General features: G+C 67.8%; 14 protein-coding genes. All 14 read left to right on the forward strand.

The window, feature by feature from the left end; translation table 11 throughout:
• The first annotated feature begins 4 nt into the window (after nucleotides 1–4).
• The 14 genes from rplB to K0O62_RS06105 all read left to right on the forward strand — a co-directional run bounded on the left by rplB (nucleotide 5) and on the right by K0O62_RS06105 (nucleotide 14,439).
• A complete protein-coding gene (gene rplB / locus K0O62_RS06040) occupies nucleotides 5–841 on the forward strand; it encodes a 50S ribosomal protein L2 (RefSeq protein WP_073856303.1) in 837 nt (278 codons plus the stop codon).
• An 11-nt stretch (nucleotides 842–852) separates the two neighbouring features.
• On the forward strand, nucleotides 853–1,134 hold the full coding sequence (gene rpsS / locus K0O62_RS06045; protein ID WP_010908582.1) for a 30S ribosomal protein S19: 282 nt from the start codon (nucleotides 853–855) through the stop codon (nucleotides 1,132–1,134).
• Entirely contained in the window at nucleotides 1,134–1,607 is a 474-nt protein-coding gene (rplV, locus tag K0O62_RS06050; RefSeq protein WP_073856304.1) for a 50S ribosomal protein L22, read from the forward strand. The genes rpsS and rplV overlap by 1 nt, the downstream gene beginning before the upstream one ends.
• Nucleotides 1,607–2,428 carry a 30S ribosomal protein S3 gene (gene rpsC / locus K0O62_RS06055; protein WP_073856305.1) on the forward strand — a complete coding sequence of 274 codons (822 nt, stop codon included), beginning with the start codon at nucleotides 1,607–1,609 and terminating at the stop codon, nucleotides 2,426–2,428. The genes rplV and rpsC overlap by 1 nt, the downstream gene beginning before the upstream one ends.
• 2 nt (nucleotides 2,429–2,430) lie before the next feature.
• The gene (gene rplP, locus K0O62_RS06060; protein WP_019514051.1) at nucleotides 2,431–2,847 is read left to right on the forward strand and encodes a 50S ribosomal protein L16; all 417 of its coding nucleotides are present in this window, start codon (nucleotides 2,431–2,433) and stop codon (nucleotides 2,845–2,847) included.
• Nucleotides 2,847–3,080, forward strand: coding sequence for a 50S ribosomal protein L29 (gene rpmC, locus K0O62_RS06065; protein WP_073856306.1), 234 nt, complete (start codon nucleotides 2,847–2,849; stop codon nucleotides 3,078–3,080). The genes rplP and rpmC overlap by 1 nt, the downstream gene beginning before the upstream one ends.
• A gap of 2 nt (nucleotides 3,081–3,082) precedes the next feature.
• Nucleotides 3,083–3,379, forward strand: a complete 297-nt coding sequence (gene rpsQ / locus K0O62_RS06070; protein WP_073856307.1) for a 30S ribosomal protein S17 — start codon at nucleotides 3,083–3,085, stop codon at nucleotides 3,377–3,379.
• A gap of 352 nt (nucleotides 3,380–3,731) precedes the next feature.
• The gene (locus tag K0O62_RS06075; RefSeq protein ID WP_073856308.1) at nucleotides 3,732–5,240 is read left to right on the forward strand and encodes a phosphatidylglycerol lysyltransferase domain-containing protein; all 1,509 of its coding nucleotides are present in this window, start codon (nucleotides 3,732–3,734) and stop codon (nucleotides 5,238–5,240) included.
• 25 nt (nucleotides 5,241–5,265) lie between these two features.
• Nucleotides 5,266–7,239 carry a cellulose biosynthesis cyclic di-GMP-binding regulatory protein BcsB gene (locus tag K0O62_RS06080; protein WP_234800078.1) on the forward strand — a complete coding sequence of 658 codons (1,974 nt, stop codon included), beginning with the start codon at nucleotides 5,266–5,268 and terminating at the stop codon, nucleotides 7,237–7,239.
• A complete protein-coding gene (locus K0O62_RS06085) occupies nucleotides 7,236–8,738 on the forward strand; it encodes a glycosyltransferase (RefSeq protein WP_073856310.1) in 1,503 nt (500 codons plus the stop codon). Before K0O62_RS06080 ends, K0O62_RS06085 begins: the two co-directional genes overlap by 4 nt.
• Nucleotides 8,735–10,417, forward strand: a complete 1,683-nt coding sequence (locus K0O62_RS06090) for a glycosyltransferase family protein (RefSeq protein ID WP_073856311.1) — start codon at nucleotides 8,735–8,737, stop codon at nucleotides 10,415–10,417. The genes K0O62_RS06085 and K0O62_RS06090 overlap by 4 nt, the downstream gene beginning before the upstream one ends.
• A gap of 115 nt (nucleotides 10,418–10,532) precedes the next feature.
• Nucleotides 10,533–12,899: an arylsulfatase gene (locus K0O62_RS06095; protein WP_073856312.1), complete on the forward strand. Its 2,367-nt coding sequence runs from the start codon at nucleotides 10,533–10,535 to the stop codon at nucleotides 12,897–12,899.
• The gene (locus tag K0O62_RS06100; RefSeq protein ID WP_073856313.1) at nucleotides 12,899–13,585 is read left to right on the forward strand and encodes a hypothetical protein; all 687 of its coding nucleotides are present in this window, start codon (nucleotides 12,899–12,901) and stop codon (nucleotides 13,583–13,585) included. The genes K0O62_RS06095 and K0O62_RS06100 overlap by 1 nt, the downstream gene beginning before the upstream one ends.
• A complete protein-coding gene (locus K0O62_RS06105) occupies nucleotides 13,582–14,439 on the forward strand; it encodes a formylglycine-generating enzyme family protein (protein ID WP_073856314.1) in 858 nt (285 codons plus the stop codon). Before K0O62_RS06100 ends, K0O62_RS06105 begins: the two co-directional genes overlap by 4 nt.
• Nucleotides 14,440–14,532: the final 93 nt, after the last annotated feature.

Genomic DNA, 14,532 nt, shown 5'->3' on the forward strand with positions numbered 1-14,532 from the left:
AGAAATGGCAATTCGCAAGTACAAGCCGACGACCCCCGGTCGTCGCGGTGCCAGCGTCTCCGATTTCGCCGAGATCACTCGCGACCATCCGGAGAAGTCGCTGGTTCGTCCGCTGCACGGCACGGGTGGACGTAACGCGCACGGCCGCATCACCACGCGGCACAAGGGTGGCGGGCACAAGCGTGCCTACCGCCTGATCGATTTCCGTCGCCACGACAAGGACGGTGTCGACGCCAAGGTCGCTCACATCGAGTACGACCCCAACCGCACCGCGAACATCGCGCTGCTGCACTACCTGGACGGCGAGAAGCGCTACATCATCGCGCCGCAGGGTCTGAAGCAGGGCGCCATCGTGGAGTCGGGCGCCAACGCCGACATCAAGCCGGGTAACAACCTGCCGCTGCGCAACATCCCGGCCGGTACCGTCATCCACGCCGTGGAGCTGCGTCCCGGTGGCGGGGCCAAGCTGGCCCGCTCGGCCGGTGTCAGCATCCAGCTGCTCGGCAAGGAAGGCTCCTACGCCACGCTGCGTATGCCGTCCGGTGAAATCCGTCGCGTCGATGTGCGCTGCCGCGCCACCGTCGGCGAGGTCGGCAACGCCGAGCAGGCCAACATCAACTGGGGTAAAGCCGGCCGTATGCGGTGGAAGGGCAAGCGCCCCACCGTCCGTGGTGTCGTGATGAACCCGGTCGACCATCCGCACGGCGGTGGTGAGGGTAAGACCTCCGGTGGCCGCCACCCGGTGAGCCCGTGGGGCAAGCCCGAGGGCCGCACCCGCAAGCCCAACAAGGCGAGCGACAAGCTCATCGTCCGTCGCCGGCGCACCGGCAAGAAGCGCTAGGGAGTAAAGCGATGCCACGCAGCCTGAAGAAGGGCCCGTTCGTCGACGACCATCTCTTGAAGAAGGTCGACGTCCAGAACGAGAAGAACACCAAGCAGGTCATCAAGACCTGGTCGCGCCGTTCGACCATCATTCCCGACTTCATCGGCCACACCTTCGCCGTCCACGACGGTCGCAAGCACGTGCCGGTGTTCGTCACCGAGGCCATGGTCGGCCACAAGCTGGGCGAGTTCGCGCCCACCCGTACGTTCAAGGGTCACATCAAGGATGACCGGAAGGCGAAGCGCCGGTAATGACTACGACGATTGAATATCCGTCCGCGAAGGCGGTGGCACGCTTCGTGCCGTTCTCGCCGACCAAGGCACGCCGGGTCATCGACCTGGTCCGCGGCAAGTCCGTGGCCGAGGCGCTCGACATCCTGCGGTGGGCACCGCAGGACGCCAGCACCACCATCGCCAAGGTGATCGCCAGTGCGGCCGCCAACGCGCAGAACAACGACGGCCTGGATCCCTCGACCCTCGTGGTCGCGACGATCTACGCCGACGGTGGCCCGACCGCCAAGCGCATCCGGCCGCGCGCCCAGGGGCGCGCGTTCCGCATCCGCAAGCGCAGCAGCCACATCACCGTGATCGTGGAGAGCCGTCCGCCCAAGCAGAAGGGTGCCGCCGGGGCTTCCGCGCGCAGCCGTCGCGCTCAGGCCAGCAAGGCTGCTTCCGCGAAAGCTGTGGAAGCCAAGGCCACCGATTCGAAGGAGGGCTCGGAGTAGTGGGCCAGAAAATCAACCCGCACGGCTTCCGGCTCGGCATCACCACCGACTGGAAGTCCCGGTGGTATGCCGACAAGCAGTACGCGGACTACGTGAAGGAAGACGTCGCGATCCGTCGCCTGCTGGCCACCGGCCTGGAGCGCGCCGGCATCGCCGATGTGGAGATCGAGCGCACCCGTGACCGGGTCCGCGTGGATATCCACACCGCGCGTCCGGGCATCGTCATCGGTCGCCGTGGCACCGAGGCGGACCGCATCCGCACCGACCTGGAGAAGCTGACCAAGAAGCAGGTCCAGCTGAACATCCTCGAGGTGAAGAGCCCCGAGTCGGTCGCCCAGCTGGTGGCTCAGGGTGTCGCCGAGCAGCTTTCGAACCGTGTGGCGTTCCGCCGCGCGATGCGCAAGGCGATCCAGTCGGCGATGCGTCAGCCCAACGTCAAGGGCATCCGGGTGCAGTGCTCGGGTCGCCTCGGCGGTGCTGAGATGAGCCGTTCGGAGTTCTACCGCGAAGGTCGAGTGCCGCTGCACACGCTGCGTGCGGACATCGACTACGGCCTCTACGAGGCCAAGACCACCTTCGGCCGGATCGGCGTGAAGGTCTGGATCTACAAGGGCGACATCGTCGGTGGCAAGCGTGAGCTGACTGCCGCCGCGCCGGCCGCCGACCGTCCGCGTCGTGACCGTCCGTCGGGCACCCGCCCGCGCCGCAGTGGCGCGTCGGGTACCACCGCGACGAGCACCGAGGCCGGCCGGGCTGCCAGCGATGACACGGCGGGCACCCCGGCAGCAGCCGAGGCGCCCGCAGAGAGCACGGAGAGCTAAACATGCTGATTCCCCGCAGGGTCAAGCACCGCAAGCAGCATCACCCCAAGCAGCGTGGCACCGCCAGCGGCGGCACCTCGGTGAGCTTTGGTGACTACGGCATCCAGGCACTGGAGCACGCCTACATCACCAACCGGCAGATCGAGTCCGCTCGTATCGCCATCAACCGGCACATCAAGCGTGGCGGCAAGGTGTGGATCAACATCTTCCCGGACCGCCCGCTGACCAAGAAGCCCGCCGAGACCCGCATGGGTTCCGGTAAGGGTTCGCCGGAGTGGTGGGTGGCCAACGTGAAGCCCGGACGTGTGCTGTTCGAGCTGAGCTACCCGGATGAGAAGATCGCGCGTGACGCGCTCACCCGCGCAATCCACAAGTTGCCGATCAAGGCACGCATCGTGACTCGAGAGGAGCAGTTCTGATGGCAGTGGGAGTTACGCCTGGCGAACTGCGTGAGCTCACCGAAGAGGAGCTCACCACTCGCCTGCGCGAATCGAAGGAAGAGCTGTTCAACCTGCGCTTCCAGATGGCGACCGGTCAGCTGACCAATAACCGGCGCCTGCGTGTCGTGCGCCACGAGATCGCACGGGTCTACACCGTGCTGCGTGAACGTGAACTGGGTCTGGCCGCCGGACCCGTTGGTGAGGATTCGTAAAAATGGCAGATACCAAAGGCCCCAACCACACCCCGGCCACCGAGAAGCCGCGCGGGCGTCGTAAGACGGCCATCGGCTACGTGGTGAGCGACAAGATGGAAAAGACCATCGTGGTCGAGCTGGAGTCGCGCAAGAGCCACCCGCTCTACGGCAAGATCATCCGGACCACCTCGAAGGTCAAGGCGCACGACGAGAACGGCGACGCCGGCATCGGCGACCGCGTCTCGCTGATGGAGACCCGTCCGACCTCGGCGACCAAGCGCTGGCGTCTGGTCGAGATTCTCGAGAAGGCGAAGTAAGAGAAGCCTTCAGCTGCTATCGGACCCCCGGTGACCGTGTCCACGGTGACCGGGGGTTCGTGCATTCCGGGCCCGATGTCGCGTTCGGGCGTGTCGCTCACCAAGATTCGCCGAAATGCCTCGGTGCGGGAGATCTGGCGCGACAGCGCCGTTGTTCGGATCGGTACGGCCTTTGCCGTCGGTCGGCGACACGGGCAACTGCTTCCCGGTTCACGTTCCGGAAGTTTGCCCGCCCGCCCGCGTGGCCTAACATCGCGCACATGAGCGTGGCGGCGGCGTCGGCTATTTCGCTTCCGCGCTGCGGCGAGGAGCGCCTGATCCATGGGCCGGTACTCGCCCCGCGTGACGCGTGATGGCCACGGCGACCACACCGGCTCCGTCCAAGCCGGCCGCCGCGCTGACCCGTTACTACGAGGTACACCCGCTCTACCGACTCGGCCTGCGCTGGCTGCTGATCGGTGCACTGACCGCGCTGGCGTTCCACGACACGTTCATCAGCCTGGCCGTCACCACCCGCGAGGGCGGCATAGGTGGCTACGTCTGGACGGTGCCGTTGGTGGCGGGACTGGTCGCGATCAGCGTCAGCCGGCGCAAGCGCACCGAACTGCCCATCCACGACCGGCAGACCGACATCATCGTCGGCAGCATCGGTCTGGGCATGGCGTTGCTGATCCAGGCGGCGTTGCTGGAGCGCTACGCGCTGTACTTCCACCTGCTGCGCCTCGACGTCATCGCGGCCTGGCTGTTCGTGGCGAGTTGTTGTGTGGTGCTGTTCGGGCTGCGGCCGGTGATCCGATTCGCCTGGGTGTGGGCGATGTTCGCGCTGGCGTTCTCGCTGCCCTACTACCTGGCGGTGATCCTGCTCGGCGGAGGGAAGTTCGCCGCGGGTGCGGTCACCCTGCTGATCGCGGCCATCGGCACCGGCACCGCGGTGGGGCGGACATTCCGTCGCGGTGTGATCGGATCCTTGCGGGCCTGGGTCTTCGGGTTCGCGGTACTCGTCGCGATCTGGTGGCTGTTTCCCGATGCTCCGGTGCTGGTCTATCAGCAGGTGCCCGCGGTGGCGGCGATCAGCGTCGTCGGCACCGTCATGTACCTGCAGGCCCGCCGGGGCGTGCCCAAACGGCTGCTCGACCGCAAGGTGGAACCGCTGGCCGCCAAACAGGTCTGGGCCGGTGTGCCGCTGGTGGTGGCGGTGGCGGTGGCGCTGTCACTGTGCAGCCTGCCGACCCAGACGAGCACCGTGAAGATCAGCCGACCCAGCCCGGACACCCTGGTGCAGGGCCGGCCGTTGGATCCGCCGCCGGGCTGGAAGGTGATCGAGCAGCAGGAGTTTCCGCAGGTGCGCCGACTCTACGGAGACGGTGCGGTGTTGGTCCGCCAGTACATGCTGGCCGAATCCGGGAACCCGGACTGGGACAAGCTCTCCCGGCCACGGACCATCGTGGTCGACAGCATCGTGAGCAGGCGGCCGTTCTCCTTCGGCACCATCCCCGCCCGGGTGCTGTACGGCCTGACCAGTGCGCGGATCAGTGCGCCGCGACTGATCGACCTCGACATGGGGGTACACGGCCGGTTGACGTCCGTGGTGGACGACAGGCTGCTGGTCACCTGGAACTCCGTGCAGTTCGCCTGGGGTGATGACAATCTGGCGCAACGGGTGACGGCGTTCGCCGTCGACAACCACGATCCCGACGCGCCCTTCCCGACCCCGTCGACGAGCGTGGCGTCCAATATCCAGACCTTGATCACCTTGCTGTTCCGCGGCAACGCGGTGCTCGACCAGCGGACACCGTCGTTCAAGGACGAGGACCTGCTGCGAACCTTCACCAGGGCACTGGTGGCCGGACAATTCCGATGACAACAGAACAGGAAGTCGATTCCAGGTGTATTCAGGTCTGACCAGGACGTTGCCGAACAACCTCTCCAGGCGCGCGTTGCCGTTGTTGGCCGCCACCCTGGTCGCCGCGGTGACGGCGCTGCCGGGTGTGGCCCTCGCCGCGCCGGAAGACGAGTTGTCACTCGCCAATTCGCCGACGCTGAGCCTGCGGACGATCGGGATGGATTCCACCATCTCGCTGTACGGCATCCAGGGATCCCAGACCCTGTCGATACCCGTACAAGCCGGCCTGGTGCCCACCGAACTCGCCGCCACGGTGGCCCTGCCGGTCAACGCGCTCGGCGGCACGCTGGAGGTCAGCCAGGACGAGCGGATCATCTCCCGGGTGCCGCTTCCCCCGGACCGGGAGCCGGTGACCATCCCGCTGGCCGGCGCACGGATCGTGGACAACGCGGTCACCGTGCTGGTCCGCAGCTATCTCGACCTGCCCGAGGGCTACTGCGTGTTCGACGCCAACAACCCGCTGCGCCTGACCGGCGCCGAGATCCGCTACGCCGGACAGGAGATCGCGCCCACCACGATCGCCGACTTCCTGCCGCCGGTACTGCAGCGGTTGACCGTGGCCGTCCCACCCAGCCCGTCGCAGGCCGAATCCGACGCCGCGGTCCGGCTGGCCACGGCCATCGTCGCCCGCTACGGCACCCAACGCCCCGAGGTCGACATCATCTCGACCGACGGTCCGCAGGTGCGGCCACCGGTGCCGTTGGAACGCCAGATCGTGATCCGCGAGGGCGGCTCGGCGGGGCTCAGCCTGCAGGGCCCCCACGCCGTGCCGGCCCTGCTGATCTCGGGGACGGCCGGGGATCTCGGGAACCAGACCCGGCTGCTGTCCAGTGATCTCGCGCAGCTGGCGGTGCAGTCCAAGGCCGTGGCCGGACCGCTGTCGACGGTCCCGCAGCTGCCCAGCGACCGGACCACGATCCGCAAGCTGGGACAGCCCGGCGTCAACGCCACCGACGTCGCCAACCCGCGGGTCATCGTCCCGCTCGACCAGACCAGGATCGGGCGTTCGGTGCAGGGCGTCCGGGTGCACCTGCAGGGCTCCTACACGCCGCTGCCCGCCGGGATGGCCGGGCAGGTCACCGTCGGGGTGTCGGGGGAGACGGTGGCACGGTGGGCGACCGAACCCAGCGGCCAGATCGACCGCTGGATCGAGGTGCCCGAGCGGTTGGTGCAGCGCTACACCAACCTGGACATCGCCGTGCAGGCCGCCGGGGACACCGGCCGGTGCGGGGAGTTCCAGCCCATCACCCTGACCATCGACGGCGAGTCCGCGGTGGAAACCACCCGGGCCGACCCGCCCGCCCAACTCGGCTTCCAGGCGCTGCCGCAGGCGCTGATGCCGCGCATCGAGGTCGGCATCGACGGGGAGGGCGACGAGGGCCTGGAGGACCTGCGTCGCGCCGTGCGCATCGTCACCGGCCTGCAACGGTTGAGCAGCCTGCCGTTCGATACCGCGGTGGTATCCCGCGATGCGGCGCTCGCCTCATCGAATCCGGCGATCGTGATCAGTTCGGACGGCTGGAACGACGACCGGGTCGCGCTGCCGGTCGAGGTGAACTCCGACGGTGTGATCACCGTCGAGAATGTGGACGGCAGCGGCACTTCCAGCACGCTGGCGCTCGACCCGGCCGTCGGGTTCGGGTCGCTGCAGGTGACCTACAGCGGGGGCAGGACCCTGCTGGTCGCCACCTCCAGCAAGGCCCCCGCCGAACTCGACCGGCTGCTCAGCTGGCTGGACGCCGATGCGGGTCGCTGGTCGGGACTGACCGGGGACGCCGTGGTGGCCATGCCCGGGCGCGAACCCGTCCAGCTGACGACGCCGGCCGCCGAGCAGGCCGTCGCCGCCGGGGACCGCAAGACGCTGTACCTGGCCATCGGTGTGGGTGCGCTCGCACTCGTGGCCCTCGGTACGTCGGCGGTCATCCTGCGCCGCAGGCGGTCCCGGGAGCAGCAGTGACCACGACCGGGGGTCCGCGGGAGATCTTCGACGCCCACACCGTCACTCCCGAGCAGCAGGCGTACGCACTCGACCGGGCGATCAACGGGCTACGCGACGACGATCCCCGCCAGTCCGCATCCAAACCGCTGTTGGGTTGGCAGAAACCGGTTCTGCTCAGCCTGCTCGCGGTGCTCATCGCGCTGGCGGTCTTGTGGCCCGAGCAGACCGCGGTGGGGCTGATCGGATTCTGCACGCTGGCCTACCTGCTGACCCTGGGGGACCGGGTGCTGATCTTCCGGCGGGGCCTGGCCTCGCGGCCGATCGTCGTCCCCGACGAGGTGGCCCGGGCCATCCCCGACGACGAGCTGCCCGCCTACACGATCCTGGTGCCGGCCTACAACGAACCCGAGGTGGTGGCCGACCTCATCGGCGCGATGGATTCGCTGGACTATCCGCGGGAACGCCTGCAGGTGCTGCTGCTGTTGGAGGCCGACGATCAGGTGACCATCGACGCGGCGAAGGCGTGCGGTGAATCCGATGTCATCACCATCCTGCTGGTGCCGCCGGCCGAGCCGCGGACCAAACCCAAGGCGTGCAACTACGGGCTGCACTTCGCCACCGGCGACGTCGTCACCATCTTCGATGCCGAAGATCTGCCCGAGCCGCTGCAGCTGCGCCGGGTGGTGGCCGCGTTCCGGGACCTGCCCGACGATGTCGCCTGTGTGCAGGCCAAACTCGTCTACCACAACGGTCACCAGAACCTGCTGACGGCGTGGTTCACCGCCGAGTACGGGCTGTGGTTCGGCTACCTGCTGCCTGGCATGATGGCCAGTTCGTCCCCGATCCCGTTGGGCGGCACCTCGAATCACCTGCGTCGCGGCCTGCTACAGGGGATCGGCGCATGGGATCCGTTCAACGTCACCGAGGACGCCGATCTGGGGCTGCGGATCGCCGCACACGGATACCGCACCGCCGTCATCGATTCGTACACGCTGGAAGAGGCCAACAGTGACCCGATCAACTGGATCCGTCAGCGGTCCCGTTGGTACAAGGGTTATCTGCAGACCTGGCTGGTGCACATCCGCCGGCCGCTGAAGCTGTACCGGACCCTCGGTCTGCGCAGTTTCATCCGGTTCACACTGGTGCTGGCCGGCACACCGATCATCGCGGTGCTGAATCTGCTGTTCTGGTTCATCACGGTGCTGTGGTTCCTCGGGCAACCCGCCGTGGTCGGTGACCTGTTCCCGGATGTCATCTATTTCCCCGCGCTGGTCGCCATGATCATCGGCAACTTCACCGTGGTGTTCATGAACCTGATCGCGCTGCGTGAGGACGACCGATCCGATCTGCTGGTGCCCGCCCTGACCGTGCCGCTGTTCTGGTTGATGATGAGCGTCGCCGCGGCCAAGGGCTGCTACCAGATGATCCGCCAGCCCTCGTTCTGGGAGAAGACCTTTCACGGGCTGTCCGAGAAACCCGACGAGACGACCGTGCACCAGGCGGCCGGTCCGCGATGACGATGGGTCTGGGTGGTTCGGACCGCAGACTGAAGGTCACCATCTTCTTCGTCTGCCTGGTGGTCTACATCGGCGTCGGATACTGGTTGCAGGTCCGGCAGGGCTACCTCATGGGCGACACGCTGTCGCGGGTGGCCTCCACCCAGGCCGTGCTGTTCAGCCGGGACCCGCACCTGGCCGCGCTGGGATTCATCTTCACCCCGGTGGCGGCGATGGTGCAGATCCCGGCCGTCCTGCTCAGCCCGGTGTTCCCCGATCTCGCCGGACGTGCACTGTCCGGATCGCTGATGTCGGGACTGTTCATGTCCGGCGCGGTGGTGCAGATCTTCAGTATGGGCGCCGATCGCGGTCTGCCACGCGGATATTCGCTGACCATCACCGCCCTGTTCGCGCTGAACCCGATGATCGTCTTCTACGGCTCCAACGGGATGAGCGAGGCCCCGTTCATCTTCTTCATGACGTGGGCGGTGCGCAGGCTGATCAAGTGGATGGTCGATGACGACGTCCACCATCTGGTGACCGCCGGCGGGGTGGCGATGGGACTTGCGTACCTGACCCGCTACGACGCGTTGGCCTCGGTCGGCGCGGCGGGGTTGGTCGTCGGCCTCACCACTTACCTGCGGGCCCGGTCCGCGCCGCGGGTGCACCGCGCGGTGATGGACGTGCTGATCGTGAGCGGACCCGGGATTCTGGCGTTCCTCGGCTGGGCCGCGGCCGGCTGGCTGATAACCGGTGAGGCGTTCGCCCAGTTCACTTCTCAGTACGGCAACGCAGCGATCATGGAACAGTCGGGTGCGGCCGCACCGACCGCGGTCGAGGCGGTGAGCTTCTCCGCCGTGTGCATCATGTTCCTCGCACCAACCCTGTTGCCGCTGGCGTTGTGGGTGCTCATGCGGCGGTGGGGCAGGCCGAACTGGCAGATGATGGTGGTGCCGCTGGCGGTGTTCGGGGCGGTGCTCGCGTTCCAGGCGCTCAGCTACGCGCAGGGGTCCACGTTCGGGTTCCTCCGGTTCTTCATCATCGCGATACCGATGGCGGCGACCCTGGCGCTGCTGGGTGTGCCCGACGGCGTGATGGCCCGGTCCAAACGGCCCGGCAAGTGGGCGACGGTCACCGACCCGGCTCCCGAGCGCGCTTCGGTGACAACGTATGTGGCGGTTGCGGCAACCTTCGCGGTCGGCATCCCGGTCACCGTGTTCGGCATGTCCCAGCCCGACTATGCCCCGCAGGAGTACGCTCTGGCGGCGGTGCTCGCACCCGACCCCGACGGCGTCAGCGAGCGTGCGGCCACCGAACAGCGCATTGCGCGGACCTTCGCCACCGAGCGCCGGATCGCGGAATATCTGCAGACGTTGGATCTGCCGGACAGTTCGGTCATCACCGACACCGTGTACGGGTTCGGGGTGATCGCCGCCTCCGATCGGCCGAAGGTGTTCGTCATCCCGTCCGATCCGGACTTCACCGAGTTGCTCAACGATCCGGCGGCAAACGGTGTCCGGTACCTGCTGGCCGTGCCGCCGACCGGCCGGGGCACCGCTGACGCGCTCAATCTGCGCTACCCGACGCTCTACGATACCGGGGCCGAGGTGGCGACGCTGGAGTTGGAGATCCCCAACGACGGTGACGGGCAACCGGATTGGCGGCTGTACCGGGTGTCCGAACCGTCGGATCCGGAGTAGTGGATCGGTGCGCTCGGCGTGGGCGCGCGGCACGCGGTGTCCCCGGCGTCAATAACGCCGGTGCTCGTCCTCGCGCGGGTGTACTCTCCGTGCGTCCGTCAAACCGGGAGGTCCGATGACAGCAGGGTCCCAGAGCAAGACGTTCCAGGGCAAGATCGCCACCGACATCCGAGACTCGGAACCGGACTGGGCGCCGTATGCCGCGCCCACCGCACCCGAGGGGGCTCCCAATGTCCTCTATCTGGTCTGGGACGACATCGGCATCGCGACCTGGGACTGCTTCGGCGGACTCGTGCAGATGCCGGCCATGAGCCGGATCGCGGACAAAGGTGTGCGGCTGTCGCAGTTCCACACCACCGCGCTGTGCTCGCCGACCCGGGCCGCACTGCTCACCGGTCGTAACCCCACCACCGTCGGGATGGCCACCATCGAGGAGTTCACCGACGGATTCCCGAACTGCAACGGACGCATTCCGTACGAGACCGCGCTGTTGCCGGAGGTGCTGGCCGAGCGTGGCTACAACACCTACTGCCTGGGCAAGTGGCACCTGACGCCGTTGGAGGAATCCAATCTGGCCGCCACCAAACGGCACTGGCCGCTCGGGCGGGGCTTCGAACGGTTCTACGGATTCCTCGGCGGCGAGACCGACCAGTGGTACCCGGACCTGGTGTCGGACAACCACCCGACCGTGCCGCCGGCCACCCCCGAGGACGGGTACCACCTGTCGAAAGATCTGGCGGACAAGACGATCGAGTTCATCAAGGACTCGAAGGTGATCGCCCCGGACAAGCCCTGGTTCTCCTATCTGTGCCCGGGCGCCGGGCACGCACCGCACCACGTCTTCCAGGAGTGGGCCGACAGGTACGCGGGCACGTTCGACATGGGTTACGAGCGCTACCGCGAGATCGTGCTGGAGAACCAGAAGCGGATGGGGCTGGTGCCGGCGGACACCGAGCTCTCCCCGGTGAATCCCTACTCCGATGTCACAGGCCCCAATGGTGAACCCTGGCCGGCCCAGGACACCGTGCGGCCGTGGGACACCCTCGACGACGACGAGAGGAAACTGTTCTGCCGGATGGCGGAGGTGTTCGCCGGCTTCCTGTCCTACACCGACGCCCAGATCGGCCGCGTCCTGGACTATCTGGAAGAGACCGGCCAGCTCGACAACACCATCGTGGTGGTCATCTCCGACAACGGCGCCAGCGGGGAGGGCGGCCCCAACGGTTCGGTGAACGAGAGCAAGTTCTTCAACGGCTACATCGACACCGTGGAAGAGAGCATGCGGTTCTTCGACGTCCTCGGTGGCCCGCAGACCTTCAACCACTACCCGATCGGGTGGGCCATGGCGTTCAATACGCCGTACAAGTTGTTCAAGCGCTACGCCTCACACGAGGGCGGCATCGCCGACAGCGCCATCATCTCCTGGCCGGCAGGGATCGATGCGCACGGCGAGATCCGGGACAACTACGTCAACGTCAGCGACATCACCCCGACGGTGTACGAGCTGCTCGGTGTCACCCCGCCCGACGAGGTTCGCGGCATCGCACAGAAACCGTTGGACGGCACCAGTTTTGCCGCCACCTTGAGGGATGCCGGCGTCAAGCCGGACAAGGACACCCAGTTCTACTCGATGCTGGGGACCCGCGGTATCTGGCATGACGGGTGGTTCGCCAACACCGTGCACGCGGCCAGCCCGGCCGGCTGGGGCCACTTCGACGACGACCGGTGGGAGCTCTTCCACATCGAGTCCGACCGCAGTCAGTGCCACGACCTGGCGGCCGAACGGCCGGAGAAACTGGAAGAGCTCAAGGCGCTGTGGTCGGCCGAAGCCGCCAAGTACAACGGACTGCCGCTGGGTGACCTCAACATCTTCGAGACACTGGGCCGCTGGCGGCCCTACCTCTCCGGGGAACGCACCAGCTACGTCTACTACCCGGACAACTCCGAAGTGGGCAGCGGCGCGACGCCGGAGATCCGGGGCCGGTCGTTCTCCGTGTTCGTGGAGGTGAACGTGGAGGCGATCGGCGCCGAAGGCGTGCTCTACAAGCACGGGGCCGGCCACGGTGGGCACGCGCTGTTCATCCAGGACGGACGGCTGTGCTACGTCTACAACTTCATGGGGGAGGACGAGCAGACGGTGTCCTCGACCGACGCGGTGCCGCTGGGCAGCCACATCCTCGGTGTCCGCTACGAACGCACCGGCACCGTCGAGAACAGCCACACCCCGCTCGGGGACGTGTCGCTCTACGTGGACGGCACGGTGGTCGGTGCCCGCAGCGGTGTGCGCGCCCACCCGGGCAGCTTCGGCCTGGCCGGCGCCGGCATCAAGGTGGGCAGCAACCCCGGCCAGGCGGTCTGCAGCGCGTACCGGGCGCCCTACCCCTTCACCGGTGGGACAATCGCCAAAGCGGTGATCGACATCTCCGGCGCGCCCTACCTCGACGTGGAGCGTGACCTGGCACGGGCGTTCGCGAAGGACTGATGACGGGTTTTCGAGCGGCGGCGATGGTGGCGGTGTTGCTGGCTGCCCCGGTGCTGGGTGGGTGCGCCAGATCGAGCCACGGCACGCCGGTCGCGGCCAGGGCCGGCACCGGGACGACCGAACCCGGCCAACCGGGGAACGCGTCCGCTCACCCCGACTTCGGGGTGGTGCCCACCACCGGCAACGCCCCGGTTCGCGCCGGCGCCGTCACCTGTGGGCCCGAGCGACGCCCGAGGATCGGCCTGGTGGCCAAGGTCTCCGATCCGGCGGCCCCGGTCATCACCGTCGCCGTCCCGGACGGCTGGTCGATGCAGGGCGGGGCCGGTGACGTCGGCGCCCGCTTGCAGGGCCCCGACGAGATGTCGGCGACGGTGCGCATCGCGGCCACCACCCTGGATCCGCAGCAGGCCTTCGCCGAGTACGCCGGCGCGCTGACGGAGGATTCGGCGGTGAGCGCACTGAGCGTGCTGCCCGCCCAGCTGTGCGACTACAGCGGTCAGAAACTGCTCGGCACACTCTCGGACACCCCGGCCGAGTCCAAACAGTTCGTCGACCGCGTCGTACACGTGTGGACCGCCGGCGGCGACTACCTGGTCTCGGTGCACGCCGAGGCGCCCGCGGGCGCACCCGGGTTCGACTCTGCCGCAACACAAGTGACCGACGATTTCGAGGTGAAGATGCCGTGACGGTCACCGAGCTGGTGGACCTGCCCGGTGGTTCCGCCACGTTGGGTTCGACCGGTTTCTACCCGGAGGAAGCGCCGGTGCGCACCGAGCGGGTCGGCCCCTTCGCCATCGAACGCCACCCCGTCACCACCGCCCAGTTCGCGGCCTTCGTCGCCGGCACCGGATATCTGACCGTGGCGGAGCGTCCGCTGGACCCGCGGCTGTATCCCGGTGTCGCCGAGAACGACCTGCAGCCCGGTGCGATGGTGTTCCGGCCGACCGCGGGTCCGGTGGATCTGCGGGACTGGCGGCAGTGGTGGGACTGGGCCCCCGGGGCCAGCTGGCGCCACCCGTTCGGCGCGGGCAGCACGGGTGCGCCCGACCATCCGGTGGTGCAGGTGGCCTATGCGGATGCGCTGGCCTACGCGCAGTGGGCGGGACGCCGGTTGCCCACCGAAGCCGAGTGGGAGTACGCGGCCCGCGCGGGTGCGGACTCCACCTATCCGTGGGGCGAGGACGTCGCACCGGCGGGGGAGTTGATGGCCAACACCTGGCAGGGGGGCTTCCCGTACCGCAACGACGGTGCGCGGGGCTGGGTCGGAACCTCACCGGTCGGGACGTTCCCGGCGAACGCATTCGGACTGGTCGACATGATCGGCAACGTCTGGGAGTGGACCTCCAGCGAGTTCACCGGCCGGGTGCGTAACCCCTGCTGTCTGCCCGCCGACGACCCGAGCGTCAGCCAGGCGCTCAAGGGGGGCTCCCATCTGTGCGCCCCGGAGTACTGTCACCGGTACCGTCCGGCGGCACGGTCCCCGCAGTCCCGGGACACCGCCACCACCCACATCGGGTTCCGCTGCGCCGCGGACCTCTGAACTCCCGTGCCGGTGGGGTGAAACCGCAGCAATTTGGAGCATTCCAGCTTGTCACCTAGACTTGCTGGGTTGCCTGGGGCAGACCTCGGTTCT

The organism is Mycolicibacterium diernhoferi, assembly GCF_019456655.1.
In the GTDB taxonomy this organism is placed as follows: domain Bacteria; phylum Actinomycetota; class Actinomycetes; order Mycobacteriales; family Mycobacteriaceae; genus Mycobacterium; species Mycobacterium diernhoferi.